The organism is Pseudomonas sp. NUPR-002, assembly GCF_056322725.1.
Window position 1 is genome coordinate 4540035 of the sequence record NZ_CM150476.1, and the last position, 25595, is coordinate 4565629.

Consider the following 25595-nt stretch of genomic DNA (forward strand, 5'->3'; position numbering starts at 1 on the left):
TGCTCTTTCTCCCTTTACAGCGCGCCTATCAACGGCAAAGTAACCAACGCACAGGTGCCACGACCTGGCCGCGAACGTAAGTGCAAGGCGCCCTGATGCGCCCGCGCCACCGCCTTGACCACCGCAAGGCCCAGACCGGTGCCGGTCGCCTTGGTGGTCAGGAACGGCTCACCCAGGCGCGCCAGCAAGGCGCTGTCGATGCCAGCACCGGCGTCACTGACGCACAGGCGCAACATCTGCCCACGGCGGTACAGGTGCACCTTCAGGCGCACCGGCTCACTGCCGGCCTGCAGGGCGTTTTCAATCAGGTTGAGCAAGGCGCCGACCAGGGTGTCGCGATTGCACAGCAACTCCCCCAGATGACTGTCGCACTGCCAGCGCACCGCATGCCCCTGGACATGCACCTGAGCCGCTTGCTGCAGCGCCTGAAACAGCGCCTTGGGGGTAATGCGATCAGTCAGCGGCAGCTCGCCACGGGCGAACACCAGCATGTCGCGCACCTGATGCTCCAGCTCATGCAGGCGCTCCTTGAGGCTGCCGGCAAAACGCTGCTGGGTTTCCAGCGGCAACTGTTGTTCAGCCAGATGACTGGCATAGAGCAAGGCCGCCGACAATGGCGTGCGGATCTGATGCGCCAGCGAAGCAACCATCCGCCCCAATGACGACAAGCGCTCGTGACGGGCCAGCTCACCCTGCAGGTGACGGGTCTCGGTCAAGTCATTGAGCAATACCAACTGACCCGGCTCGGCATCCAGCGAGCGAGTGGCGATCGACAGGCGCCGGCCATCGCGCAGCGACACTTCGTGACCGTCATCGACACGCGGCGCGAAGCTGCGGGCGATCACCTGGCGCCACAACTCTCCCACCAACGGCTCACCCAGCAACTCGCACGCTGCAGGATTGGCTTCACGCACCCGCCCCTGCGCATCGATGACGATAACGCCGCCCGGCAACAGGTCGAGCAGGTTCTGCAAACGATTGGCAAGGCGCTCTTTTTCAGCCAGCTCAGCCATGCGCTGGGCACTGACCACCGCCAGCTCACCCTTGAGCTCGGTGACCCGCGCTTCAAGCAGGTTGAACGACTCGCTGAGCTGACTGGACACCTGATCGAACAGACCCAGGCGAGTTTCCTGCTCGGCGGCGTTCTGCCCCTGAACATTGGGGACACTGCGGATGGGGGCGGCGTGGGGCATCGTGCTCTCTCGCGTGGCTGACCGTCATAAAACGGTGTGTTGCCTGCGATATAGCAATAGACGTGCCGGATAGTTGACTGAAGACGGCGACGGGTTGCCTTGCATGCCGCGTAAGGCCGGTAGGACGGGGATTACAGCCCTGCAAATCATAGGGATATAAAACACAACGGGGCGCCTGAGCGCCCCGTTGTCGTCAATCAAGCGTCAATCCTCCGCCTGATCTTCACCGTCGCGACGGCTCATGCCGTACTTGCGCATTTTCTCCACCAGGGTGGTGCGGCGAATACGCAGACGCTCCGCAGCACGCGCAACGATACCGTTGGCGTCATCCAGCGCCTGCTGGATCAGGCCCTGCTCCAGACCACCGAGGTAGTCCTTCAGGTCCAGGCCTTCCGGCGGCAGCATGGCGTGCGTCGAGAAGGTCGGCATACCGCCATTGATCGCTACGCGCTCTTCCATGTCGGAACGCAGGCTGTCGACCAGATGCTCGTCTTCGTCATCGACGTAGCGGAATTTCTTCGGCAGCTCCGAGACGCCAATCACCCCGTACGGGTGCATGATCGCCATGCGCTCGACCAGGTTGGCCAGCTCACGGACGTTGCCCGGCCAACCATGCCGGCACAGCGACATGATGGCTGCCGAATTGAAACGGATCGAACCGCGCTTCTCGTGCTCCATGCGCGAGATCAGTTCGTTCATCAACAGCGGAATGTCCTCGACGCGCTCACGCAGCGGGGCCATCTCGATGGGGAAAACGTTGAGGCGGTAATACAGGTCTTCGCGGAAGGTGCCCGCTTCGATCATGCTTTCCAGGTTCTTGTGGGTCGCGGCGATGATGCGCACATCGATACCCTGGGTCTTGTTGCTGCCAACCCGCTCGAAGGTCCGCTCTTGCAGCACACGCAACAGCTTGACCTGCATCGGCAACGGCATGTCGCCGATTTCATCGAGGAACAGCGTGCCGCCATTGGCCAGTTCGAAACGTCCGGCGCGGCTGGTGATTGCACCGGTGAAGGCGCCCTTCTCATGGCCGAACAGTTCGCTTTCCAGCAGCTCGGCCGGAATCGCGCCGCAGTTGACCGGCACGAACGGCGCTTCGCGGCGCTTGGAATGGTAGTGCAGGTTGCGCGCCACCACTTCCTTACCGGTGCCCGACTCGCCGAGGATCAGCACGCTGGCATCGGTGTCGGCCACTTGCTGCATCATCTGCCGTACATGTTGGATGGCACGGCTGGTACCCACCAGGCTGCGGAACAGGTTCGGCTCGCGCTGACGACCGCGCTCGCGCGCCTGGTCGTACATCTCGCGGTAAACCTGGGCACGGTGCAGCGAATCGAGCAACTTGCTGTAGCTCGGCGGCATTTCAATGCTCGACAGCACGCGACGGCGCAGCTCTTCTGGCAGCTCGGCAGAAGAAATTTCACCAATTAACAGAACCGGAAGGAACTCATCCCACGCTGCCACTGTCTTAAGCAAGCCCAAAAGACTTGCCGGAGCGTTTACGGTCCCGATCAGGACGCACAGTACTTCACGACTGGATGACAACGACTCAACCGCCTGCTGCCAATCATGGCTTGAGCAGGTTAAATTTTCTTCGCCAAGAAAATTTAGAACCACCGCCAAATCGCGGCGGCGGGCGCTATCGTCATCGATCAGCAGAATTTTGGTTTCACGCCACATGCAATAGCAACTTCCCTAGTCATCTCGGCGCCCTATTGAGGGCAAGCTCGACATCATTCCGACTGAACGGTCAGTGTTCGGACGTCTGAAATTTGAAAACAGCTACTAGTTAAGTCAAAAAACCGCACAGAGTCAAATTTATGGCGCCCTGTTTATGGTTTTGCCCAGCTTCAGCTGAACAAATGGTATACCTTCGCCGCGTTTTTGGCATGCCGGATCTGCGTCATCTCATCCACTATTGATTGACGCTCGTCACTTGCAACCTCAATTAGTTGCCGGTAAACCCCGAGCAACTCCTCCAGACTGCTGCGCAATACCTCTTCATTGACCGATGCCTCGGCCAGCACTTGGTCGACGCACGACCGACAGCTAACGTCGAGCTCGCTGATCGCTTCCCAGTCACGACTGTTCAGCGCACCCAGCAAGGCTTCGCGCGTTTCCTCAATCCTTTGCAGTGCTTGGCTCATGCTATGTACCTCAGGCCAGCGGCCTTATTGGGGAGCGATGGCATCCCAGCCGGATTTGACCGTGATCAGCAGGCGGGCCACTTCGTCGATCATCTCGACGTTGTTGGTGCTGTTGGCTTCCACCAGGCGGTTGGCCATGTAGCCATACAGGGCATCGAGTTGATGCACAGCAGCAGGATCTTCAGCTTTTTCAGCGTCCAGGCCGTCGCGCAGGCCGGTGATGATGTCGATCGCCTTGCCCAGCATCAGGCCCTTCTGCGCAATGTCATCACGGGCAATCGCGCCTTTGGCCTGAGCCATGCGATCCAGGCCGCCTTCCATCAGCATTTGCACCAGGCGGTGCGGGCTGGCTTCAGAGACTTGAGCGTGGGAATTGACCTTCTGGTATTGGCGAAGGGCTCTCATTGGGTTCATGTTGCTACCTCGTTACAGGCCACAGGCGAATAGGTGTGCTCTAACCAAGGTTTCGACTGTGTGACAGAAAACTTTAATCCAGCGCCCGCGCCCCTCGAGAGGAGCGCGGGTGCGGCACCGATCAATCAGACTTCGGATTGTTCAGCGAGTTGAGGGTGGTCATCATGCTCGAAGCACTGGCATTGAGCTGGGCGATCATGGTGTCCATCGCCGTGTACTTCTTGGTCAGCGAGTCGGTCAATGCTTCCATGCGCCGATCCAGATCCGCCTGCTCGGTGGTCAGGTCGGTCAACTTGTTGTTGAGGTCGGTCGCACGGGTGGCCAGGCTGCCGGTGGTACCCACATAACTGGCAGTAGCCTTGTTCATGCGGGTGATCAGGCCGGTGTCACCGGTGAACAGCTTGGCGATATCGCCAGCGCCCTTGACCACTGCCTTGTCCCAGGCCTTGTCATCGAGGCTCAGCAGGCCGGTTTTCTGGTCGGTGGTGATCCCCATCGCCGCCAGGCTGGTGATGCTGCCGGCGCCTTTGCCATTGACCAGCTCGCCACGCAGGCTGGAGACCAATTGACGCATCGAAGCATCACCGGTCAGGGCGCCTGCCGTGGTGGTGGACGCATCGCCAGTGGAAGTCACCTTGGTCTGGGTGTTGATCGACGTCATCAGCGCGTTGTAGGCAGTGATGAACGACTGCACCGAAGTCTTCAAGGTGTCGGTGTTGCTGGCCACGGTGATGGTGATCGGCTTTTTCTCTTCAGCAGCGATCAGATCGAGGGTTACACCACTGATGGCGGAGTCTACCTTGTTGGTTTTCGACTCCATGGCAATGCCGTCGATGGTGTACTTGGCGTTCTGCGCCGGATCGCCAGCAGTAAAGGCGGTGGCCAACTCGGAATTACCGCTCAGGGTAATATCCGTGCCTTCGCCGGTGGTGGTCGAGCCGATCACCAGGCGCGCACCGTTGGCGTCACTGAGGATGTTGGCGGTGATGCCCTGGGCCGAGAGCTGAGTATTGATCTGCTCACGGGTTTCCTGCAGGGTCGCACCGCCAGGAATGATCACGTCATAGCTTTTACCCGACTGGGTAATGGTCAGCGTCTGCGCTTCGTCGGTGCTGTTGGCCTTGCTGGTAGGGCCGTCAGCATAGACCTTACTGGTCAGTTTCGACGAGGTCGCCAGGCTGTCGACGACCACGGTGTATTTACCGCTGGAAGCCCCGTCACCCAGGGTGACCTTGACGTTCTTTTCTTCAGAGGTAGTAGCAGCCAGGCCATTGAAGGCGGCGGCGTTGTTCAACTTGGTGATTGCCGCCTGGAACGCTTCGAGCGCCGTCTTTACCGAGCCGACTGCCGACAGTTTGATGGTCGCGTCTTTTTGCTGAGCGGTGATCTGCGCCTGTTTGGGTGCCTTTTCAGCCCCTACCAGCGCCTTGACGATGCCTTGCGTGTCGTAGCCCGAGCCTGGGCCGGAAATCGTTGAACTAGCCATTTGCTACTCTCCTTGCGGCTGCCGCTTTCTTGGCGCAAAACGCCTAAGCGGCAATCTGAAACAGGTTTCGTGCCAACTCAAGCCTTGGTGTTGAACAACAGGCTGCTGGCATCGCTCAGATTCTGCGCGAGCTTCAGCGCGGTCTCTGATGGAAGCTGGCGAATCACTTCACCACTGTCGGTGGCGATCACTTTGACCACCACAATGCCGGTGGTTTCATCGATGGAAAAGTCCAGGTTACGGTGGGTAGCCTGCACAAATTCACGCATGTCGGTTACCGCTTTTTCCAGCGCCGCGCGCTGCGACTCTTCGGCTGCTGCGGGCTCAGTCTTTTCTGCCGGCTTGGCCTGGGCAGCCGGAGCGCCTTGGGCCTGGGTGACAGCGGCCGGGTACGACGCGTTCAGCTTGATACTCATGTCCATGTCATCACCTCGAAACTGAAAAAAACGAAAGGGCACGTATACGCGCCCTTCCGTTAACTAACCGCTAAAGGCTATTACTGAAGCAGCTTCAGAACAGACGATGGCAGTTGGTTGGCCTGGGACAGGATCGCGGTGGAAGCCTGTTGCAGGGTTTGTTGCTTGGTCAGCTCGGCAGCTTCAGAAGCGAAGTCAGCGTCTTCTACACGGCCTTTGGCAGCCGAGGAGTTCTGCGAAATGCTCTGCAGGTTGGCGACGGTGCTGGCGAAACGGTTTTGCACCGCACCCAGCTGCGAACGCTGGCTGTCGATCTGCTGCATAGCGTCGTCCAGAGCCTGGATAGCCTGCTGCGAAGCAGCGGCAGTCAGGATGTTCAGGTCGGAAACGCTGGTTTCCATGGTGGTGGCTTTCTTGGTGCCAGCCGCAGAAACGGCGGTCAGACCCAGAGCAGCCAGACCGGTACCGGCGGCGCCGTCCTTGACAGTGATGTCTTTGTCAGCGAACAGGTTCAGGGTGCCGTCGGTGTTTTTGCTGGCGATAACGCCGGTGCTGGCGCTGTTGATCGAAGCAACGACGGCATCGATGGTGTCGCCCTTCTTGAACTTGACTTCAACGCCGTTCAGATCGATAGAGGTGTCAGCAGTCAGTTTGGCTTGAGTAGTACCAGCCGACAGACCCAGCTGCGACAGCGAACCGGCAGAAGTGTTAGCCAGTTTGATGTCAGCACCGTTGCCCGAAGTCAGCTTGACACGGCCGTCGACGAGTTCGGCTTTAGCACCATTGGCAGCGGTGCCAGCAGCGTTTTCCATGGCGGTCAGTACAGTGGCCATGGTGCTGGCTGCGGTCCAGCTAACAGCGGTGCCATTGACAGTAATGGAACCTGCAGTATCCATGGTGCTAGCAGTGGTAATAGGTGCGGCTGCAGTAGTACCTGCTGCGCCCAAACCAAGCGAGGTCAGACCGTTGGTTGCTGGACCTGGGTTGGTACCCAGCGTGATGTCACTGCTCGACTTCAGGGTCACGATGCCAGTAGCGTCGGCACTTGCAGTAACGCCGGTTTCAGCGGTCTTTTTGTTGATTTCGGTTACCGCAGCGTTAGCTGCAGCGGTACCAGCGGCAGCAGCGGTCAGCTTGACCGTTACACCGTTGATGACCAGTTCATCAGTAGCCAGGGTGGCACCAGCGGCCGCACCGCCTACCTTTTTAGCGACATCGCCGAATGCCGAACCGGTAGTGGTAGCAGCCAGGCCTTTGGGTGCATCGCCATTAACCGAAGCTTCGCTGTAAGTACCTTTCAGCGCAGTGGCGCTGATGTCGGTCATGCCGAACGAAATGGTTTCGTTGGCGTTGGCGCCGATCTGGAAAGCAACGTTGCTGAACGAGCCGTCCAGCAGGTTACGACCACCGAAGGTGGTGGTGCTGGCGATACGGTTCAGTTCGCCGACTTTAGCGGTGAATTCTTGTTGCAGGGAAACACGGTCAGCGTCGGATTTATCACCGTTCGCTGCTTGCAGGGCGAGTTCACGCAGACGCTGCAGGGTGTTGGTGGATTCCTGCATGGCGCCTTCAGCGGTCTGGGCGATCGAAACACCGTTGTTGGCGTTAGCGATGGCAACGTTCAGGCCTTTGACCTGGTTGTTCAGACGGTTGGCGATCTGCATGCCAGCGGCGTCGTCTTTGGCGCTGTTGATTTTCAGGCCGGAGGACAGACGGTTCATCGACTGGCTCAGGGCGTCGGAAGCTTTGTTCAGGTTCTTCTGGACACCCAGGGAAGTGATGTTGGTGTTTACGGATAATGCCATTACGAAATCCTCGTTGGATGGATACTGCGGCTTCCGGCCCTGGCAACCGCCGGGTGTGGCCTAGAGAACCTTCGTAATGGTTATCGTCGTGAAAACAGGTTGCTTGAGGGTTTTTTTGAAAATTTTTACTAGCACCGTGCCACCCCTTGTATTTCAAGGGCTTTGGCGCCAGTAAAACGGGTGGGAGCGGGCTTGCCCCGCGATGCGATGTGACTGCCAGATCGCGATCGCGGGGCAAGCCCGCTCCCACCGGATAAGTAAGGCACCATAAAAAACGCCCGCCACCTTTCGGTGACGGGCGTTTGCTGTGCAGCTCTAGATCAAGGCTTACGAGCGATAGAGAATCGCCGAACCCCACGACAGGCCCACGCCAAAACCACTGATGGCCACGCGTTTCCAACTGCCGTCGAGCATGTGCTTCTCCAGCAGCAGCGGTACGCTGGACGACACGGTGTTGCCGGTTTCGAGCATGTCCTTGACGAACTTGTCCTTGACCGTCGAGTCCGGATCCTCGTCAAAACGGCGAGCCACCGCATCAACAATCGCCGCACTGCCCTGGTGGATACAGAACGCATCGACATCCGCCGCAGTCAGCCCCGAGGCATCGAGCAGCTCGTTGAGGTGCGCTGGCACCTTGAGCAAGGCGAAGTTGAACACCTGACGGCCGTTCATGAAGAAATTGCCGTCGGTGACTTTCAGGTGCGCGGCACCAGAGCCGTCGGTACCGAAACGCGCCTGCCCCAGCTGCCAGGTGGCGTCTTCGCCCATCCAGGTGGCAGTGGCGGCATCGCCGAACAGCATGGTGGTGTTGCGGTCTTCCGGATCGACGATCTTCGAATACGGGTCGGCAGTGATCAGCAGGCCGTTCTTCAGGCCAGCGGCTTCCATGAAGCCCTTGATCGCATACAAGCCGTAAACGTAGCCAGAGCAGCCCAGCGACACGTCAAACGCTGCCACGCGGGTCGAGAGGCCGAGCTTGTCCTGGACGATGGCAGCGGTGTGCGGCAGGCCTTCTTCGTCACCGTTCTGGGTGACCACGATCAGCGCGTCAATCGACTGCGGGTCCAGGCTTGGATTGCTGGCAAACAACGCCTTGGCGGCCTCTACGCAGAGGTCGGAGGTTTCTTGCTCATCGTCCTTGCGCGGCAGAAAGGTCGAACCGATCTTGCCAAAGATGAAGGTTTCATCCTTGCCGAACTTCGCACCCTGGGCATAGTTGTCCAGGCCAGCGGGGGGCACGTAACTCGCGATACTTTTAATGCCAATCATTCTGGCTTCCCAATCAAAACAGCCAAAGACCGCCGCTCGCTAAACTGAGGGCGCCAAAAACCGGGCCTGCACCGCCCTGAACCTACACACTAAAAATCGGCAACAAATTCTTGCAAATGCCACCAACAGGATACAGGGAAGATGCCCGATCCGACTCATTGGTCACACTCAATTACCATAAGTCGAGGGCTGCGGGCATCCGAACAGACAAAAAACACCTGGATGGGGACGGGCTTGCCCCCGCGATTTCGGTGTGTCTGTTGTATCGCGATCGCGGGGCAAGCCCGCTCCTACACGCAGGCAAAAAAAACCGGTGGGAGCGGGCTTGCTCCGCGATTGCGGTGTGTCAGTCACATTGCAATCGCGGGGCAAGCCCGCTCCCACCGGAGGGGTTTTGGGCTGGCTTAGAGCTTGTTGAACAGGCTCAGCTGCGACAGGCGGGCAAAGGCCAACTGCGAGGCTTCCAGCATTGCCTGCTGCAAGGTCAGGGCAATCGCCGCCGTCGACATATCGGTGTTACCGATTGCCGCCTGGGTGCTCTTGTTGGCCAGGTCCAGGCTGATGTTTTCCTGTTTCTGGATTTCCAGCGAGTTACCCCGCGCACCAATCGAACCACGGGTGATGTCCATGCGTTCACGGGCGCTGGCAATGTTGGAAATCGCCGAATCCACCGCCTGCTTGAGGGCAATCGACGACTCGCCGTCGGTCACCGGCTTGTCCAGCGCGGTTCGCAACTGTGCCAGGGTGTCGAGCACGTTCTGGGTCTTGTGGGTATTGGCGGTCACCCCAAATTGATCACCGGCCTTTGGCGGGCCGTCAAACTGATAGGTGACACCAGCCACGGTCAACGCATTGCCTGCACCAATGGTGCCATTAGCCACTGGTTTGCTGTCAGCGGTGTAGGGCTGGGCATACAGTTCGTAATCGGTATCGCTGGTGAACTTGATCAGCGCCCCACCACTGGGGAAGGTGCTGCGATAGGCATCGGCATCGCTGATGCTGGTACCGGTCACCTGTGCCGTAGACGCATTACCAGCACCGCGCGAAGCGTTGATGGTGTCGGGGCGCGCACCGAAGGTGAACTCATGCCCGGCAATGACCGCATCAGGATCATCGCCATCCTTGAGCGCGATGTTGATCTCCAGATCAACACCACGGAACGAGATCATGTTGCCGCCTTCAGCATTGCGGTCGAAGGTGCCGTTGGTGGCGGTTTCGCTGGTGACGTCGTTACCGTTGACGTCCTTGATGCTGTACTGCGTCGCGCTGGTGAAGGTGATGGTGTACGGCTGACCTTTGCCAAACGAACTGTTGTAGGTGTTGACCGAGGTCATCAGGCCCTGAGACAAGCCAACGCGACCATCATTAGGCAAAGGTGCCTGCAGGCTGGTCTGGGTGCGACTGTTGTTGATGGCCTGGTCGAACACGCTGTAACCGCTGTCGTTGGTGGCCAGGAACAAGGTGTCGGAAACCTGCAGGCTGAGCTGGGTCTGGTCACCCTGATAGCTGTAGGTACCGTCGCTGTTGCGTACGTAGGGCGGCTCGGAGGTCTTGGAGCCGCCGAACAGGTAGTTACCGTTGGCATCGCGGGAATTGAGCAGGCCGAAGACGTTGGCTTCGATCTCCTTGATCTCGGCGCTGATCGAGGCCCGGTCAGAGTTGCTCAGGCCACCGTCACCCGCCTTCAAGGTCAGCTCGGTGGCGCGCTGCAGTGCGTCGTTGATGGTCGAGAGTACGCTCTCTTCCTGCAGCAAAGCGTTGTTTACCGTGGTCATGTTGGCGTCGTACTGGCCAAGCAAGGCGCTTTGCTGTTGCAGCAGCAACAGGCGCGCAGCACCGACCGGATCATCCGCCGCGGTCTGGATACGAATACCGGACGACACTTGCTCCGAGGTTTTGGCCGTGTCGGAGAAGTTCTTCGAGTAGCTGCTGGCGCTGGTCTCATAGAACTGAGCAGTGGAAATACGCACGTTCGGCTACTCCTTACAGGGCGTTGATCAAGGTGCTGAAGGTTTCTTGCGCGGTCTTGATGATCTGCGACGACGCGGTGTAGTAGTGCTGGAACTTGACCAGGCTGGCGGCTTCGTCATCGAGGTTGACCCCGGACACCGCAGCGCGGCCGGCCTTGGCCGAATCCAGCACGGCACCGCTGGCGGTGCTGTCGATCTTGGCCTGGTTGGCCTTGGCACCCACGCGCTCGACCAGCGAGGCGTATGCCGAGGTAAAGCTGGTGCCGCCGCCGGCACCGGTGCCGACGGTGGACTTGGTCTGCAGCTCGAGCAGCGACTTGGCGTTGCGGTTGTCGGATTTGCCGTCGGCGTTGAACGACAGGGTAAAGCTGTCGTTGGCTGACGGACTGCCAGCGACGGTGGTTTCAACGCTGAAGGTGCGTGGATTGCCACTGCCATCGAGGATCGGCGCACCCGAGGCATCACGCATCGGTACGTTGATCGACAGCTTGTTGTCCTGGCCCGGGACGATGGTGCCGGAGCCAATGTCTTTGCCGTTGGCGTCGAACAGTTTGTAGCCCTGAGTGCCACCCGCCGCCTCATCGAACACCACGCGCACCGGCATGGAATGCTTGATGGCTTCCTGCATTTGCGCCTGCCCGGCACCGCCGTAAATATCCAGAGGCACGCCCAGGTTTGGCTGGGCGATGGTGCCGGTACCGCCATTGCCGCCACCGGCCGTGGCGCTGATCGGCCCGGCGAATGCCAGCTTGTTGGCATCGGTCAGTACGGTATTGATGCTGCCTGCGGCGGAACGGGTCGGAATTACCTTGAAGCTGTCACCGGCCGCCAGGGCACCACCATTGAGCGACAGGGTGAAGCCGTCAATCTCTGGCGCCGGGGTCTGATCGAGGGCGAAGGTGCCCATTTCAGTGCCATCGGAGCGGCGCACGGTGTAGTTCTTGTCGCTGGTGAACTTCACCTCATAGTCGTAGGTGCTCAGAGCACCGCTGTCGGTGATGGTTACGTTGAGGTTGCCGGAGCCGGCACTGTTGCCCGAAGACGCCAGACTACGCTGGCTGATCGCCGCCGCGCTGTTGATGCTGGAGAACAAGGCGCTGCCGAACTGCGCATTGGCGTCCAGGCCCTGCCCCAGCTGGCTGTTGATGCTGTCGGAAACCACCAGCGCCACACGCCCCAGCTCGTTCATCGACGGGGTGAGCACCTCGCTGCGATAACGCAGCAAACCACCGATCTGCCCGCCGCTGACCACCGAGGTGACGTCGGAGCTGAAGCCCTGGTAGTTGACGCTCAAGCTGTACTGGCTCTTGTCGGTGGCGCTGGGCCCGACCGACAGGGTGTTGGCCTGGTTGCCGGTCACCAGCGACTGGCCGGTGCCGAGGTAAACATCGAGGTTACCGTCGCGCTCCTGCACGGTGACGCCGACCAGCTCGTTGAGCTGGCGCACCGCTTCGTTACGCGCGTCGATCAGGTTGTTCGGGGTGTTGCCCGAGGCCGACATCTGCACAATTTGCTTGTTGTATTCAGCAATGTTGGCGGTCAGCTTGTTGACCTGGCCGGTCATGGTTTCGAGCTGGGAATTGATGTTGTCGTTCTGCTGGCTCATCTGCGTCGAGATGGCGTTGAAACGATTGCTCAGGGTTTGCGCCTGGGTCAGCAACAACTGACGTGCGGCCGGATCGCTGGGCGATGCCGAGGCAGTCTGCAAGGCCGAGAAAAACGAGGTCAGCACTGAGCTGATGCCGGTGTCGCGGTCGGCCAGCAGCTTGTCGACGCTGGTGATCTGATCCTGGAACGCCAACGCATCGTTATTCAACGAGGTGGCGGTCTGCAACTGGTTATCCAGGTAGCTGTTGTAGATGCGGCGAACGTCCGACAGCGTGGTACCGGTGCCGATAAAGCCGACGCCGATGTTCTGCATACCTCCGGCGACCTGCACGGTCTGCTGGCGCGAATAGCCCGAGGTCGCGGCGTTGGCGATGTTGTTCGAGGTAACCGCTAGCGCTGCCTGGCTGGCATTCAGGCCGCTCAGCCCGATCGAGATCAGATTCGACATACTTCAATCCTTATAGATTCGTGGTACCGCCAGCCATGGCGTATTGCGGGGTTGGCTGCAGTTGCCGGGCAATGCTGATGATCTTGCGGGCGTAATCAGGGTCGGTGGCATAACCGGCCTTTTGCAGCTCTTTGGCAAACTGTTCCGGGTTATCGGCCGAGCTCACCGCATCTTTATAGCGACTGTTGTTCTGCAACAGGCTGACCAGGTCATGGAAGCTGTCCTGGTAGGAATCGTAGGAGCGGAACGCCGCCGTCTCCTTGACGAACTGACCATCACGAAATTCGCTGGTGATCGCGCGCGCCTGGTCACCCTGCCAGTTACCGGTGGCCTTGATGCCGAACAGGTTATGGCTGCTGCTGCCATCGGCCTGGCGCATGACCGACTTGCCCCAACCGGTTTCCAGCGCGGCTTGCGCCACCAGGTAGCGTGGGTCGATACCAATACGCTTGGCGGCCTGCTCGGCCATCGGCAGCATGGTGGCCACAAAGTCATCCGAAGAACTGAAAGCACGCTTGGCCGGGGCCAGCGGCGGCTGCGCCACGGCACGGCCGTAGATGCGCATCTCGCTCGGCGCAGCAAAGGCTTGTGCCGGCTGCCAGTCACCCTTGGCCACGTTATCGACCAGGGCGCGGCCCGGAATCGGCGCCGTGTTGGTGGTAGCGGCAACGCCACCGGCAGACGGCACCAGGCCAGCCAACAGGCGATCGGTGAGTTTGCCCGGCAAGGCCAGACGCCGCGAGTTGAGCGCCGCGACGTCGTTGCGGGTACTCGCGTCGCCAGTACGCTCTGCCACACCCACTGCAGTGGCACCAAGGGCACGCGGCTGCACATCGAAGCGCGGGAACGGGCTGTTGTTGACTGCGGCGGCCTTCTGCTTGGCCAGCTGACGCATCAACACATCCTGCAGGCCGATACCGCCACCTTCACGCGACATGCTCACCGCCAGCTGCTGGTCGTACATCTGCTGGTACTGCTTGGTGGTTTCGGTGTTGAGCGGATTGTCCTTGGCCAGCACATCGCTGGCCGAACGCATCGACTTGAGCATCTCGTTGAGAAACAGCGATTCGAATTCCTGCGCCACCTTGCGCAGGTTGGCTTCGCTGTCGCGATCACCGACCTTCAACGAACTGAGTCGATTGAGGTCGGTGTAAGCACCGCTGTCAGACATCGACGCCATCGGGGTTTTCGGCATTTCCATGTGCCAGTCCTCAGATCACGATCAGGTCGGCTTGCAACGCGCCAGCCTGTTTCAACGCTTCAAGGATCGCCATCAAGTCGCTGGGCGCCGCCCCGACCTGATTCACAGCGCGGACGATTTCATCCAGCGTGGTGCCCGGGCCGAACTTGAACATCGGCTTGGCTTCCTGCTCGGCATTCACCCGCGAACGCGGCACGACCGCCGTCTGGCCATTGGAGAACGGCCCCGGCTGGCTGACGATCGGGTCTTCGGTAATGGTCACGGTCAGACTGCCGTGGGTGACCGCCGCTGGCGAGACTTTGACGTTCTGGCCAATGACGATGGTGCCGGTACGCGAGTTGATGATGACTTTGGCCACCGCCTGCCCCGGATCGATTTCCAGGTTCTCGAGGATCGACAGGTAATCGACACGCTGGCTCGGATCGAGCGGCGCACTGACCCGTACCGAACCACCGTCCACTGCCTGCGCCACACCCGGGCCGAGCAGTTCGTTGACCTTGTCGACAATGCGCTTGGCGGTGGTGAAGTCCGGGCGATTGAGGTTCAGGGTCAGGCTGTTGCCCTGGTTGAAACCGCTCGGTACCGCTCGCTCAACTGACGCGCCACCCGGGATACGTCCGGCCGACGGTACGTTGACGGTGATCTTCGAGCCGTCACGGCCTTCGGCGTCAAAACCGCCGACCACCAGGTTGCCCTGGGCAATCGCGTAGACGTTGCCGTCGATACCTTTCAATGGCGTCATCAACAGGCTGCCACCGCGCAGGCTCTTGGAGTTACCGATCGACGACACGGTGATGTCCACCACCTGCCCCGGCTTGGCGAAGGCCGGCAGGTCAGCATGCACCGACACTGCGGCGACGTTCTTGAGCTGAACGTTACCCGAACCGGCCGGCACCTTGATGCCGAACTGCGACAGCATGTTGTTGAAGGTCTGCAGGGTGAACGGCGTTTGCGTGGTCTGGTCACCAGTACCGTTGAGCCCCACCACCAGGCCATAGCCGATCAACTGGTTGCTACGCACACCGGAAATGCTGGCGATGTCCTTCAGGCGTTCGGCCTGAACGGCAAAGGCAGCAGACATCAGAAGCGCTGCAGTGATCAGCTGCTTGAAGTTGAACATGGTCATCCGAACCTAGAAAGGCCAAAGCGGGCTGATGAAGAAACGGTCGAGCCAACCGGGCTGGCTGGCATCGGCAAAAGAGCCGGTACCCGAATAGGTGATACGCGCATCGGCCACCCGGGTCGAAGGCACGGTGTTGTCGGTGGCAATGTCGTCGGCACGTACCATGCCGGCGATGCGCACCAGCTCGTCGCCGGTGTTGAGGGTCAGCCACTTCTCGCCGCGTACGGCAATGATGCCGTTGGGCAGCACATCGGCAACGGTCACAGTGATCGAACCGGTCAGGCTGTTGCCCTGCCCGGCTTTACTGTCGCCCTTGGTCGCACGGTCGCCGCTGTAGCCGGCACTCAGGCTCAAGTCGCCATCACTGAACGGGTTGTTGGTGGTCATCGACGAGCCGAACAACGAGGTCAGGCCGATGTCGGCCTTACTGTTCTTGGCGATTTGCGAGTTGGCGTTCTTGCTCGCCTGAGTACGTTCATTCAGGGTGATGGTGATGATGTCACCGACCCGGAACGCCTTGCGGTCGCTGTACAGGTTCTGATCGAAACCGGCCTGGTAGATCGAGCCGTTGTTGGCCGCCGCCGGTAATGGCGTGCGTGGCAATACCGGCGCGTAGTACGGATCATTGGGCTTGGGCGTCGGCGCAACGCAACCGGCCAGCACGGCGATCCCACTCAGGGCTAGTACAGAAAACAAACGACTCATGACTCTGACCTCACGGTGTAACAGGCGCCGATCAAGCGACCCTCAAGACTTCACTTACAGGTTCTGGGTAACGAACGAGAGCATCTGGTCGGCGGTGGAAATGACCTTGGAGTTCATTTCGTAGGCACGCTGGGTGGTGATCATGTTGACCAGTTCTTCCACAGTGCTGACGTTGGAGTTTTCCAGGGTCTGCTGTTGCACCACACCAAAACCGTTGAGGCCCGGGGTACCGACCTGGGGCGCGCCACTGGCGGCGGTTTCCAGGAACAGGTTGCCACCCACGGCCTGCAGGCCGGCCGGGTTGATGAAGTCGGCGGTCTGGATGTTGCCGATCACCTGGGCGGCCGGGTTGCCAGCGGTGGTGATCGAAACGGTGCCGTCACGGCCCACGGTGAAGGTTTGCGCTTCTGGCGGAACCACCACGGCAGGCTCCAGGGCAAAGCCACTGGCGGTGACGATCTGGCCGTCGGAGTTCAGGTGGAAGGTACCGTCACGGGTGTAAGAGACGGTGCCATCAGGCTGCAGGATCTGGAAGAAACCACGACCATCAACCGCCATGTCCAGCGGGTTTTCGGTGGTTTGCAGGCTGCCGGCGATAAAGCTCTTCTGGGTGCCGACGATGCGCACACCGGTACCGGTTTGCAGGCCCGAAGGCAGCTCGCTGTCCTGGGTCGATTGCGCGCCCGGCTGACGCTGGGTCTGGTAGAGCAAGTCCTGGAACTCGGCACGATCACGTTTGAAGCCCGTGGTCGAAACGTTGGCCAGGTTGTTGGAAATGACAGTCAGGTTTTTGTCCTGTGCGGACAGACCGGTTTTACTGACATAAAGTGCTGGAAGCATGCCGTTCTCCTCGCGCGCCTGTATTCCGGCGCTACGCCTGTGTGATTAGCCGATCTGCAAAACCCGAGCCATGGCTTCATCGCCTTCTTTGGCCGTGGTCATCATCTTGACGTGCAGTTCGAATTGCCGAGACAGCGCCAGCACCGAGGTCATTTCCTCGACGGCATTGACGTTACTGTTCTCAAGGAAGCCCGACACCAGCTTGACGTTGGCATCGGCCGGCGCCGGTTGGCCGGTGGTGGTATGAATCAGACCGTCCGGGCCTTTGGTCATGGTCTTGAGATCAGGATTGACCATCTTGATCCGGTCAACTTCAGCCATCACCCGCGGGCCTTCGCCCATGGCGCGAATGGAGATGGTGCCGTCTTCACCGACCTCGATCTTCTGCTCTGGCGGTACGGCAATCGGCCCGCCGTTGCCCATCACCGGCATACCGTTGCCGGCACGCAGCACGCCCAAGGCGTCGATGTTCATGCTCGCGGTACGCACGTAGGCTTCGCTGCCGTCGGGTGCTTGCACAGCGATAAAGCCGTCGCCACCGATGGCCACGTCGAGGTCACGGCCGGTTTCCATCAAGGAGCCCGGGGTGAAATCGGTCGCTGGGCGCTCGGTCATGGCATAGGCGCGCGCCGGAAAGCTGTCACCGAACACCGGCATCGAACGCGCCTGCTCCAGGTCACGCTGAAAACCGCTGGTAGAAATGTTCGCCAGGTTGTTGGCATGAGCCTTTTGCGCCAGCGCGTTCTGGCTGGCGCCGGTCATGGCCACGTAAAGCATCTTGTCCACAGGATCTCCTCTGCACGAACCCTTGTCGCGCTGCCACCTTGACAAGCATTAAGCAATTATCGAACCAGAGCGGGCAAAGCCCCGTAATCCGGGGCCTTGAGGAAGGACGCCAGGCATCTGCCGTCAGTTTGTCGGCGAACTGTTGCCGCCAGCGGCAATGGCCGCCTTACCAGGTGCGGCAACCGGCGTTGTTATACGGCCCCGAATGGCGCACCCAGCCCTCGCCGGGATCGATCTGCGAACACATGAAGCGCCCGGTTGCCACGCTTTGCCACTGATACCAGGGCGCAGGCGCCGCGTGCGCGGCGAACACCAGCAATAGCCCCGCCAAAATGACCCAAGCCTTCACCCCAACCTCCCGACATCCTCCCCCGGTAGGAGCGGGCTTGCCCCGCGATGCGATGTGACTGACCGCTCGCTATCGCGGGGCAAGCCCGCTCCTACCAGGGGTGAAGCAAAACAAAAAAGCCCCTGCAGGCAGGGGCTTGGTAGCGTGCAACCTATCAAGTCATCTGAATGATGGTTTGCATGATGGTGCTTTCGGTGGAGATGGTTTTGGCGTTGGCCTGGTAGTTACTCTGCGCCTTGATCAGGTTGACCAGCTCACCGGTCAGATCAACGTTGGAGTCTTCCAGCGCGCCGCCATAGATCTTGCCCATTGTGCCGGTGGCCGGCTCACCAACGATTGGCACACCCGAGGCATACGACTCAGCCCAGGCAGTGCCACCCACAGGCGTCAGGCCCTGAACGTTGGCAAAGTTGGCAATCGCCACCTGACCAATCACTTTGTCCTGGCCGTTGGTGAAGTTGGCAAACAGGTTACCGCTCTGGTCGACGGTCAAGCCGCTGAGCTCACCGGTGGCATAGCCGTCCTGGTTTTTCGCAGTGGTGGCCGAGGCGGCGTTGTACTGAGTGGTCGCCAGCATATCCAGGGTCACGCCGCCCACTTTGGCGGTGGCGCCATTTTCAACCCAGTTGCCTGCCGCGTTTTTCTCGGCCGGCTTCCAGCCCGCGAGCTGGAAGGTCTTGGTATCGGTAATGGTCAGGCCACCGGTAACCGGGCCGGCAGTCATGGCGGCGGTATCGAGGCTGCCATCGGTCTTGAACGGCAGTTTGTTCACCAGCGGCGTGGTCAGCGACGGATCAGCCGGGTTGCGACCGTCAATGGTGGTGTACATGGTCCAGGAGTTGGTACCGGCATCTTTGACGAAATACTGGTTCATCTGGTGGGCATTGCCCTGACTGTCATAGACGTCGGTGTTGAAGGTGTAGTTGTAGCTACCGACTTCACCTGGGTTGAACGGCGAAATCTTTGGCTCGACGGCACTGGAGTTCAGGTTCAGGGTTTCACTGATCCGCCCGGTTGGGTTCGGCGCGAGGTTGGAGGTGTCGATCTGCAGATCGGTGAGCACACCCTTGACGACCTTGCCGTCGCCATCAACACCATAACCCTGCAGCTTGGCTCCTTGAGCGTTAACGATGTTGCCTGCTTTGTCGCTATAGAACGCACCGGCACGGGTGTAGACCTTGGTGCCGTTGTCGCTCATGGCGAAGAAGCCGTTGCCATCGATCGCCAGGTCCAGGCTCTGACCGGTGCCGCTGAAGTTACCCTGGGTGAACATCTGCGACACGGCGGCGGTGGTCACGCCGCTGCCGATAGTCGTGCGACCGCTGGTACCGCGAATCGACGAGGCATACTGGTCGGCAAATTCGGTGCGCGACGATTTGAAGCCAGTGGTGGCAACGTTGGCAATGTTGTTGCCGGTTACGCCCAGGGCTTTGTTTGCTGCGTAAAGTCCGCTCAGACCGATATTGAAAGACATGTGCTCACTCCTGCCGCTGTATCGGCCCTAGATTCCAATGGATTGAATTTTCGACAGCCCGATGCTGCCGAGCCCAGCCAGGTTCAGCATCATCTCCGAACCGTTGCTGCCCATGGTTACGCTGCTGACCGAAGCCGGCAGGTTGGTGGTCATCGTTTTCGCTACACCATCGATGGTGCCCGAGGCCTTGAAGGTGTAGGTGCCGGCCGGTGCTACTTCGCCGTCACTGTCCTTGCCGTCCCAGGTGAAGTCGACCTTGCCGCCCTTCTGGCTACCCAGTTCGAGCGTACGCACCAGGTCGCCGTCACTGTTATAGATACCGACGGTGGTCAGGGTGCTGGACGAAGTCAGGTTCATCGACCCCTTCATCTCTTTGCTGGTATCGACCACTGCTTTGTCGGTTTCTACCACCACATTGCGACCCACCAGCGAAGACGCCTGCAGGGCAATCGACGACAAGAATGCACCACCGATAGTGGCGACCGATTCATTGAGGGTCTGCATGCTTTCCAGGCTGCTGAACTGCGCCAACTGCGCAACGAACTCGCCGTTCTCCTGAGGATCGAGCGGGTTCTGGTTCTTCATCTGCGTTACCAGCAGTTGCAGAAACGCATCTTTACCCAAGGCGCTGCCGGCGTTACCGGTATTGGGGTTATTACCCGTGGTCTCAGGCTTTTGCAGCGACTGCAACACCGCATTGCTGACACCTGCGGTCGTGTTGGTTGTGGTCATACGCCTACTCCTGTTACTGACCCAGGGTCAGGACCTTCTGCATCATGGTCTTGGCCGTGTTCATCAACTCGGCGTTGGTCTGGAACGAGCGGCTGGCCGAGATCATGTCGGCCATTTCTTCGACCACGTTGACGTTCGGGTAGTAGACATAGCCGTCTTTGTTCGCAGCAGGATGGTTAGGCTCGTAGCGCGCCTCAAGGTTGCTTTGATCCTCGACCACACCCAGCACCTGAACGCCCTGCCCGGCTGCGTCCTGATCCTGGAACAACGACTGACTGACACCGCCCTGGGCTTGCTGGAAGGTGGTGGCAAATACCGGGTGACGTGCGCGGTAGGTCTGATCGATGCTCGAGGACACCGTCTCGGCGTTGGCAATGTTCGAAGCGACGGTGTTCAGACGCGTGGTCTGGGCGCTCATGCCGCTACCGGCAATGTTGAAGACACTGGCGAGGGACATGACTTACTCTCCGCGCAGGGCCGATACCAGCCCTTTGAATTTACTGTTGAGCAGCGTAAAGCTGGCCTGGAAACCCACGGCGTTTTCCGCATAGCTCGATTGCTCAAGCTGGGCATCAACGGTGTTCTGGTCGATCGACGGCTGCATCGGCGTGCGGTACTGCAGGGTCTCATCACCCATGCTCAGCCCTTCGGCTTCGATGTGCCGGGCGTTGGTCCGGTCCAGCGCGAAATGGCCCTTGCTGGTCTGCTCGGCCTGGGCGGCCAGCACCGAAGCGAAGTCCATGTCACGCGCCTTGTAGTTCGGCGTGTCGGCGTTAGCGATGTTGTTGGCCAGCACCTCGGCGCGCTGAGCGCGAAAGCCCAGTGCCTTTTCGTGAATGCCAAGCGCTTTGTCGAAGCTGATGCTCATGTCGGGGAAACCTTCGAAGGTTTTTCGTTGACTGAGCTAGAGCAAGAGCCATGCCAAAAAACAAAACCCCGTAAATACGGGGTTTTAAGGGGATTGCCGGTGGCGGCAATGCCAGAAAAGCGGCAAAGGCTTTCCGCCGGGCGCCAGCAAAGCGGCAATTGCCGCCTACTGTGGGAGCGGGCTTGCCCCGCGAAGCGATGTGTCAGGTCAATCGCTATCGCGGGGCAAGCCCGCTCCTACAGGTTATTTGGCTTGGTAGATGATGCCTGGGCTGCACTGAACCATCTGGTAATGATCCGGCAAACCGTTGAGCGCCTCGGAAGCGCCAAGAAACAGATAACCACCCGGTTTCAGCGTGCTATGAATGCGCAGCAAAATGTCTTTCTTGACCTGAGCCGAGAAGTAGATCAGCACGTTGCGGCAGAACACGATGTCGAACTTGCCCAGGCTGGCGTAGCTATCAAGCAGGTTGAACGAGCGAAATTCCACCCGGCTGCGAATCGGCGCCTTGACCGCCCAACGCCCTGGCGCTTTCACATCGAAGTAACGCTGCAGGCGCTCCTGCGATAAGCCACGGGCAATCGCCAGGCTGTCGTACTCACCGGTTTTGCAGTTGGTCAGCATGGCCCCCGACAGGTCGGTGGCAACAATCTGCGCGCCCATCTTCAACTGGCCAATGTTGCTGCGCTCGAACTCGTCGATCGCCATGGAAATCGAATACGGCTCCTGCCCCGACGAACAAGCCGCCGACCAGATGCGCAAGCGCTGGCCAGGGTTGGCTTTGATCTGCTCAGGCAAGACCTTGTTCTTCAGCACTTCAAACGGGTAGGTGTCGCGAAACCATAGGGTTTCGTTGGTGGTCATGGCGTCCACCACCTGCTCGCGCAAACCGCTGCGCGGCTGGCTTTGAATGCGCTGTACCAGTTCGGTCAGGGTTTTGATGCCCTGCTGCTCCATCAGCTTGTTGAGACGGCTGGAGACCAGGTACTGCTTATTTTCGCCCAGCAGGATGCCACAGGCTTTTTCCAGGAAGACCCGGAACTGTTCGAAATCCAAATTACCCGTAGACAATGGTGCCGCCTCTTAAATCATGTGAACCGCCAGGGGTTACCCCCTGGCCGTTAGTGCGTGGCCTTGATGCGATCGACGACGCGCTGAGCGAGGTCGTCGGGCTTGAACTTGGCCAGGAAATCATCCGCCCCGACCTTCTTGACCATCGCCTGGTTGAACACTCCGGAGAGCGAAGTATGCAGGATGATGTGCAATTTTTGCATGCGCGGGTCGCTGCGGATCTCGGCCGTCAGGGTGTAGCCGTCCATCTCCGGCATCTCGATATCGGAGATCATCATCAGGAATTCTTCTTCCGGACGCTTGCCCTCATCGACCAGCTTGCGCAGGTATTCGAGCGCCTGGCGGCCATCGTTGAGCGCCACCACTTCCACCCCGACCGTCTGCAGGCAACGACTGACTTGCTTGCGCGCCACCGACGAATCATCGACCGTCAGCACCCGCAGCAGTACCGCCTTGTCCTGCACTTCGGCATCCACCACACCCGCAGAGATCGACTCGGAGGTTGGCGCGACTTCGGCGAGGATCTTCTCCACGTCGATGATCTCGACCATCTTGTTGTCGACCCGGGTCACGGCGGTCAGGTAGTGATCGCGGCCAGTCCCCTTGGGTGGCGGATGGATCTCTTCCCAGTTCATGTTGACGATGCGTTCCACCGAGTGCACCAGAAAACCCTGGGTCTTGGTGTTGTACTCGGTGATGATCACGAAGCTCTTGCTGACATCTTCACTCAGACCGGGCATACCGGTCGCCATCGCCAGATCGAGGATCGGGATGGTTGCCCCACGAATATTCGCGACACCGCGCACTACCGGGTTGGACTTGGGCATCACCGTCAAGGGTGGGCACTGCAGCACCTCCCGCACCTTGAACACGTTAATCCCGTAGAGCTGCTCGCCATTGAGGCGGAACAACAACAGCTCCAGACGATTCTGTCCAACCAGTTGCGTGCGCTGGTTCACCGAATCCATTACACCCGCCATGCCAGACTCCTTCACCAAACGCTTCAAGCTTTGTACCCAGTGTCGGCACGCGCTTTGCTTTTTTTAATCGTATGAACACGAAAACGACATTTTTCCGACGCCTGACCTGCCCGCTGCCCGGCCTCCTTGCTGCGCTGTGCTTGCTGGTCCCTGGCGTTCGCCCTCTGGCTGACACTTTTACCTTGCCTGAACAGCTTATCGGTGTCACCCAAGGGTTTCTTGAATTCACCGTGGAAGACTACCTGGCCAGCAGCCAGACCGAAGGCCGCTACGAGATTCAGGTCAACACCCTCGACCCGCGCCTGCGCATGCCGCTGTGCGACCGGCAACTGGATGCCTCGCTGGAAAGCCCGGCACAACCGTTGGGCCGTGTGACGGTGCGAGTACGCTGTGAAGGCACGTCGCCCTGGACAGTTTTTGTTCCCGCCCAGGTACGCCTGTTTCGCAATGTCGTTACCGTGGCGCGCCCACTCAAGCGCGAAAGCATTGTTGGTGAGCAAGACGTCATCCTGCGCGAACGCGATGTCGGCCTGCTCAACCAGGGGTTTCTCAGCAGCCTTGATCAGGCCGTCGGACTCAAAGTCGTCCGACCGACGGTCATGGATCAGGTGCTGACCCCGCAACATCTGGAGCAGGCTGAAGTGATCCGCAAGGGCGACCAGGTGGTGATTACCGCGCGCAGCGGCACCCTCAGCGTGCGCATGCCTGGCGAAGCCTTGAGCAAAGGCGGCCAGAGCGAGCAGATCCGGGTACGCAACCTCAATTCCAAACGGGTGGTCAAGGCCAGGGTAACCGGGCCGGGACAGGTCGAAGTGGCCATGTAAACGAGGAAACCGAGAAGAACGCTAGCGGTCAGGAACTGCTTTTCCTAAACTGTGTCCATTGGGTGCCCCGAACGTAGTGCGCAGTTTGTAGATATTTGCGCCTAAAGTTTCTTTCGGTTTGGCCGAAAACAAGGCAAGCGTCCCTATACCCAGAGGTTTTCTGATCATGGTCATCGACTTTAGTCGTTTGAATAACTCTCCGTCGGTTGCCGGCGTGCGCACTGGCAACAGCCAGGAAAGCACCGCCAGCAACACCGCAGCCAAGGCCGACAGCGTCAGCCAGGCCGGCACCAGCGGGGAAACCGTACACCTGAGCCACGAGGCCCAGCAGTTGCAAAAGGTCAGCGATAAGCTGCGCGACCAGCCCGTTGTCAACAGCGCCCGCGTGGCGGAGTTGAAACAAGCTATCGCCGACGGCAGCTACCAGGTCGACAGCAGTCGTGTCGCCAGCAAACTGCTTAATTTCGAAGCCCAGCGCTAGCCCCTGGCGCGCTGACTTCAGGACGCTTGAACCAAAGAGCCAGCTATGCACGACACTACCTTGCTGCAATTGATCGAAGACGATTTTGCGCCAGCGCAACAAATGCTTGAATTGCTGCAGACCGAAGCAATCGCCCTGCTCGGTCGCGACATGCCACTGCTGGAAACCCTGCTGGCACGCAAGCAATCGCTGGTTATTCTTCTCGAACAGCAAGGTCGGCGCCGCAGTCAACTGCTCGCCAGTCTCGGCTTGAGCCAGGACCGCGAAGGCGTACAGCAGTTGGCCAGCCAGTCGCCAGTGGGCGAACGCCTCCTGCAGCAACTCGATGCGCTGAGCAAAATGCTCGCCGATTGCCAGGTGATCAACGAGCGCAACGGCCGCTCGATCCAGCTTCAGCAAAGCAGCACCGCCAACCAGATCAGAATCCTCATGGGCGGCGAATCACCGTCGCTCTACGACGCTCGCGGGTCGACCTCCCCTCTTGCCAAACCTCGGGCGCTCAGCCAGGTTTGATTCCCTGTATCAAGGCACGGAACATACTGGCAAAATGCCGTTACTTGCGTGTGCCGTTTTTGCCTGGAGATTGATTACCCGTGTTCAATGAAGCAGAAGCTCCGCAGCCGCCAAAGGTCCTGACTACTCCTTTGGAAATTGCCGCTAACTTGCGGTCGCTACAAGAGAGCCATGACCCGTTAATCATCACGTTCCACGAGCGCAGCCAGCGCTTCCAGAGCTATGTGGTTGAAGTCGACCGCGAAAACAATCGCCTGGCGTTCGATGAAATGATCCCCCGCGATGGTGAGCGCTACCTGGAAAACGGCGAACCGTTCCGGGTCGAAGGTTTTCATGATGGTGTGCGCATTGCCTGGGAATGCAACACCGCCTTGAGCATCTGCGAGATTGATGGCCATCGCTGCTACCGTGGCGCACTGCCGACCGAAGTGGCTTACCACCAGCGGCGCAATGCCTTCCGTGCAGCATTGAAGCTGTCGCAGCTGGTGGATATCAAGCTCGATGGCGACAAGCTCAAGGGCAATGGCGAACTGCGTGGCAAGTTGCTGGACATCTCCGCCACCGGTTGCAAATTGCGCTTTGAAGGCAATGTCGAAGAGCGCCTGCAGCTGGGTCAGGTCTACGAGAAGTTTGCCGCCGGCACACCGCTGGGCTTGAGCCAGGTTGAAGTGGAGCTGCGTCACCTGCACTTTGAAGAGCGCTTCAACACCACCTTTGCCGGTGTGCGCTTTCACAACCTGAACGGGCAGATGCAACGCAAGATTGAAACCTTTGTGTATCAGCTGCAGCGTGAAGCGCGGCGGTTCGACAAAGACGATTACTGAGTTTTGGCAGATCGCGGGGCAAGCCCGCTCCTACAGGCTGGATGTGATCCACTGTGGGAGCGGGCTTG

The 25595-nt window shown here is 59.6% G+C and carries 26 protein-coding genes; 4 read left to right on the forward strand and 22 right to left on the reverse strand.

Going from position 1 to position 25595, the window contains the following annotated elements; all coding sequences use genetic code 11:
- Window positions 1-14: 14 nt before the first annotated feature.
- The 22 genes from ACVWSC_RS20755 to ACVWSC_RS20860 form a co-directional block, all read right to left on the reverse strand.
- The gene (locus ACVWSC_RS20755) at window positions 15-1193 is read right to left on the reverse strand and encodes a sensor histidine kinase (RefSeq protein WP_442108960.1); all 1179 of its coding nucleotides are present in this window, start codon (window positions 1191-1193) and stop codon (window positions 15-17) included.
- A 204-nt stretch (window positions 1194-1397) separates the two neighbouring features.
- The gene (gene fleQ, locus ACVWSC_RS20760; protein WP_442108961.1) at window positions 1398-2873 is read right to left on the reverse strand and encodes a transcriptional regulator FleQ; all 1476 of its coding nucleotides are present in this window, start codon (window positions 2871-2873) and stop codon (window positions 1398-1400) included.
- 170 nt (window positions 2874-3043) lie between these two features.
- Window positions 3044-3340 (reverse strand): flagellar protein FliT, encoded by a 297-nt coding sequence (locus tag ACVWSC_RS20765; RefSeq protein WP_442108962.1) that lies wholly within the window; start codon window positions 3338-3340, stop codon window positions 3044-3046.
- A gap of 24 nt (window positions 3341-3364) precedes the next feature.
- The gene (fliS, locus tag ACVWSC_RS20770; RefSeq protein ID WP_133217310.1) at window positions 3365-3754 is read right to left on the reverse strand and encodes a flagellar export chaperone FliS; all 390 of its coding nucleotides are present in this window, start codon (window positions 3752-3754) and stop codon (window positions 3365-3367) included.
- 121 nt (window positions 3755-3875) lie between these two features.
- Window positions 3876-5240, reverse strand: coding sequence for a flagellar filament capping protein FliD (gene fliD, locus ACVWSC_RS20775; RefSeq protein ID WP_442108963.1), 1365 nt, complete (start codon window positions 5238-5240; stop codon window positions 3876-3878).
- Between the two features lie 77 nt (window positions 5241-5317).
- Window positions 5318-5662: a flagellar protein FlaG gene (locus ACVWSC_RS20780; protein WP_442108964.1), complete on the reverse strand. Its 345-nt coding sequence runs from the start codon at window positions 5660-5662 to the stop codon at window positions 5318-5320.
- A 74-nt stretch (window positions 5663-5736) separates the two neighbouring features.
- A complete protein-coding gene (locus ACVWSC_RS20785) occupies window positions 5737-7461 on the reverse strand; it encodes a flagellin N-terminal helical domain-containing protein (protein WP_442108965.1) in 1725 nt (574 codons plus the stop codon).
- A gap of 327 nt (window positions 7462-7788) precedes the next feature.
- Entirely contained in the window at window positions 7789-8730 is a 942-nt protein-coding gene (locus tag ACVWSC_RS20790) for a ketoacyl-ACP synthase III (protein WP_442108966.1), read from the reverse strand.
- 404 nt (window positions 8731-9134) lie between these two features.
- A complete protein-coding gene (locus ACVWSC_RS20795; protein WP_442108967.1) occupies window positions 9135-10700 on the reverse strand; it encodes a flagellar hook-associated protein 3 in 1566 nt (521 codons plus the stop codon).
- 13 nt (window positions 10701-10713) lie between these two features.
- Window positions 10714-12756 (reverse strand): flagellar hook-associated protein FlgK, encoded by a 2043-nt coding sequence (flgK, locus tag ACVWSC_RS20800; RefSeq protein WP_442108968.1) that lies wholly within the window; start codon window positions 12754-12756, stop codon window positions 10714-10716.
- A gap of 10 nt (window positions 12757-12766) precedes the next feature.
- On the reverse strand, window positions 12767-13957 hold the full coding sequence (gene flgJ, locus ACVWSC_RS20805) for a flagellar assembly peptidoglycan hydrolase FlgJ (protein WP_442108969.1): 1191 nt from the start codon (window positions 13955-13957) through the stop codon (window positions 12767-12769).
- A 10-nt stretch (window positions 13958-13967) separates the two neighbouring features.
- Window positions 13968-15077 carry a flagellar basal body P-ring protein FlgI gene (locus ACVWSC_RS20810; RefSeq protein WP_442108970.1) on the reverse strand — a complete coding sequence of 370 codons (1110 nt, stop codon included), beginning with the start codon at window positions 15075-15077 and terminating at the stop codon, window positions 13968-13970.
- A 12-nt stretch (window positions 15078-15089) separates the two neighbouring features.
- A complete protein-coding gene (gene flgH, locus ACVWSC_RS20815) occupies window positions 15090-15785 on the reverse strand; it encodes a flagellar basal body L-ring protein FlgH (protein ID WP_133217319.1) in 696 nt (231 codons plus the stop codon).
- Window positions 15786-15839: 54 nt separating this feature from the next.
- Entirely contained in the window at window positions 15840-16625 is a 786-nt protein-coding gene (gene flgG / locus ACVWSC_RS20820) for a flagellar basal-body rod protein FlgG (RefSeq protein WP_442108971.1), read from the reverse strand.
- 45 nt (window positions 16626-16670) lie between these two features.
- Window positions 16671-17411 (reverse strand): flagellar basal body rod protein FlgF, encoded by a 741-nt coding sequence (locus ACVWSC_RS20825; protein ID WP_442108972.1) that lies wholly within the window; start codon window positions 17409-17411, stop codon window positions 16671-16673.
- A gap of 166 nt (window positions 17412-17577) precedes the next feature.
- Window positions 17578-17760, reverse strand: a complete 183-nt coding sequence (locus tag ACVWSC_RS20830) for a hypothetical protein (protein WP_442108973.1) — start codon at window positions 17758-17760, stop codon at window positions 17578-17580.
- A gap of 154 nt (window positions 17761-17914) precedes the next feature.
- Window positions 17915-19234 (reverse strand): flagellar hook protein FlgE, encoded by a 1320-nt coding sequence (gene flgE / locus ACVWSC_RS20835; protein ID WP_442108974.1) that lies wholly within the window; start codon window positions 19232-19234, stop codon window positions 17915-17917.
- 27 nt (window positions 19235-19261) lie between these two features.
- The gene (locus tag ACVWSC_RS20840; RefSeq protein WP_442108975.1) at window positions 19262-19966 is read right to left on the reverse strand and encodes a flagellar hook assembly protein FlgD; all 705 of its coding nucleotides are present in this window, start codon (window positions 19964-19966) and stop codon (window positions 19262-19264) included.
- A gap of 13 nt (window positions 19967-19979) precedes the next feature.
- On the reverse strand, window positions 19980-20423 hold the full coding sequence (flgC, locus tag ACVWSC_RS20845; RefSeq protein ID WP_045189108.1) for a flagellar basal body rod protein FlgC: 444 nt from the start codon (window positions 20421-20423) through the stop codon (window positions 19980-19982).
- 3 nt (window positions 20424-20426) lie between these two features.
- Window positions 20427-20834 carry a flagellar basal body rod protein FlgB gene (flgB, locus tag ACVWSC_RS20850; RefSeq protein ID WP_038996408.1) on the reverse strand — a complete coding sequence of 136 codons (408 nt, stop codon included), beginning with the start codon at window positions 20832-20834 and terminating at the stop codon, window positions 20427-20429.
- Window positions 20835-21077: 243 nt separating this feature from the next.
- Window positions 21078-21905 carry a protein-glutamate O-methyltransferase CheR gene (gene cheR / locus ACVWSC_RS20855; protein WP_442108976.1) on the reverse strand — a complete coding sequence of 276 codons (828 nt, stop codon included), beginning with the start codon at window positions 21903-21905 and terminating at the stop codon, window positions 21078-21080.
- Window positions 21906-21955: 50 nt separating this feature from the next.
- Window positions 21956-22885 carry a chemotaxis protein CheV gene (locus ACVWSC_RS20860; RefSeq protein WP_038613417.1) on the reverse strand — a complete coding sequence of 310 codons (930 nt, stop codon included), beginning with the start codon at window positions 22883-22885 and terminating at the stop codon, window positions 21956-21958.
- A 71-nt stretch (window positions 22886-22956) separates the two neighbouring features.
- On the opposite strand from ACVWSC_RS20860, the gene flgA reads away from it, so the two are divergent.
- The 4 genes from flgA (at window position 22957) to ACVWSC_RS20880 (ending at window position 25527) form a co-directional block, all read left to right on the forward strand.
- Window positions 22957-23709, forward strand: coding sequence for a flagellar basal body P-ring formation chaperone FlgA (gene flgA, locus ACVWSC_RS20865; RefSeq protein WP_442108977.1), 753 nt, complete (start codon window positions 22957-22959; stop codon window positions 23707-23709).
- Window positions 23710-23875: 166 nt separating this feature from the next.
- A complete protein-coding gene (gene flgM, locus ACVWSC_RS20870) occupies window positions 23876-24190 on the forward strand; it encodes a flagellar biosynthesis anti-sigma factor FlgM (RefSeq protein WP_442108978.1) in 315 nt (104 codons plus the stop codon).
- A 45-nt stretch (window positions 24191-24235) separates the two neighbouring features.
- Entirely contained in the window at window positions 24236-24703 is a 468-nt protein-coding gene (locus ACVWSC_RS20875; protein ID WP_442108979.1) for a flagella synthesis protein FlgN, read from the forward strand.
- Between the two features lie 80 nt (window positions 24704-24783).
- Window positions 24784-25527: a flagellar brake protein gene (locus ACVWSC_RS20880; RefSeq protein WP_442108980.1), complete on the forward strand. Its 744-nt coding sequence runs from the start codon at window positions 24784-24786 to the stop codon at window positions 25525-25527.
- The last annotated feature ends 68 nt before the right edge of the window (window positions 25528-25595 follow it).

Excerpts from the sequence above, each read along its gene's own strand:
- ACVWSC_RS20755 (WP_442108960.1), bottom strand. The coding sequence starts at position 1,193 with ATGCCCCACGCCGCCCCCATCCGCAGTGTCCCCAATGTTCAGGGGCAG.
- fleQ (WP_442108961.1), bottom strand. The coding sequence starts at position 2,873 with ATGTGGCGTGAAACCAAAATTCTGCTGATCGATGACGATAGCGCCCGC.
- ACVWSC_RS20765 (WP_442108962.1), bottom strand. The coding sequence starts at position 3,340 with ATGAGCCAAGCACTGCAAAGGATTGAGGAAACGCGCGAAGCCTTGCTG.
- fliS (WP_133217310.1), bottom strand. The coding sequence starts at position 3,754 with ATGAACCCAATGAGAGCCCTTCGCCAATACCAGAAGGTCAATTCCCAC.
- fliD (WP_442108963.1), bottom strand. The coding sequence starts at position 5,240 with ATGGCTAGTTCAACGATTTCCGGCCCAGGCTCGGGCTACGACACGCAA.
- ACVWSC_RS20780 (WP_442108964.1), bottom strand. The coding sequence starts at position 5,662 with ATGGACATGAGTATCAAGCTGAACGCGTCGTACCCGGCCGCTGTCACC.
- ACVWSC_RS20785 (WP_442108965.1), bottom strand. The coding sequence starts at position 7,461 with ATGGCATTATCCGTAAACACCAACATCACTTCCCTGGGTGTCCAGAAG.
- ACVWSC_RS20790 (WP_442108966.1), bottom strand. The coding sequence starts at position 8,730 with ATGATTGGCATTAAAAGTATCGCGAGTTACGTGCCCCCCGCTGGCCTG.
- flgK (WP_442108968.1), bottom strand. The coding sequence starts at position 12,756 with ATGTCGAATCTGATCTCGATCGGGCTGAGCGGCCTGAATGCCAGCCAG.
- flgJ (WP_442108969.1), bottom strand. The coding sequence starts at position 13,957 with ATGGAAATGCCGAAAACCCCGATGGCGTCGATGTCTGACAGCGGTGCT.
- ACVWSC_RS20810 (WP_442108970.1), bottom strand. The coding sequence starts at position 15,077 with ATGTTCAACTTCAAGCAGCTGATCACTGCAGCGCTTCTGATGTCTGCT.
- flgH (WP_133217319.1), bottom strand. The coding sequence starts at position 15,785 with ATGAGTCGTTTGTTTTCTGTACTAGCCCTGAGTGGGATCGCCGTGCTG.
- flgG (WP_442108971.1), bottom strand. The coding sequence starts at position 16,625 with ATGCTTCCAGCACTTTATGTCAGTAAAACCGGTCTGTCCGCACAGGAC.
- flgE (WP_442108974.1), bottom strand. The coding sequence starts at position 19,234 with ATGTCTTTCAATATCGGTCTGAGCGGACTTTACGCAGCAAACAAAGCC.
- ACVWSC_RS20840 (WP_442108975.1), bottom strand. The coding sequence starts at position 19,966 with ATGACCACAACCAACACGACCGCAGGTGTCAGCAATGCGGTGTTGCAG.
- flgC (WP_045189108.1), bottom strand. The coding sequence starts at position 20,423 with ATGTCCCTCGCCAGTGTCTTCAACATTGCCGGTAGCGGCATGAGCGCC.
- flgB (WP_038996408.1), bottom strand. The coding sequence starts at position 20,834 with ATGAGCATCAGCTTCGACAAAGCGCTTGGCATTCACGAAAAGGCACTG.
- ACVWSC_RS20860 (WP_038613417.1), bottom strand. The coding sequence starts at position 22,885 with ATGGCGGGTGTAATGGATTCGGTGAACCAGCGCACGCAACTGGTTGGA.
- flgA (WP_442108977.1), top strand. The coding sequence starts at position 22,957 with ATGAACACGAAAACGACATTTTTCCGACGCCTGACCTGCCCGCTGCCC.
- flgM (WP_442108978.1), top strand. The coding sequence starts at position 23,876 with ATGGTCATCGACTTTAGTCGTTTGAATAACTCTCCGTCGGTTGCCGGC.
- ACVWSC_RS20875 (WP_442108979.1), top strand. The coding sequence starts at position 24,236 with ATGCACGACACTACCTTGCTGCAATTGATCGAAGACGATTTTGCGCCA.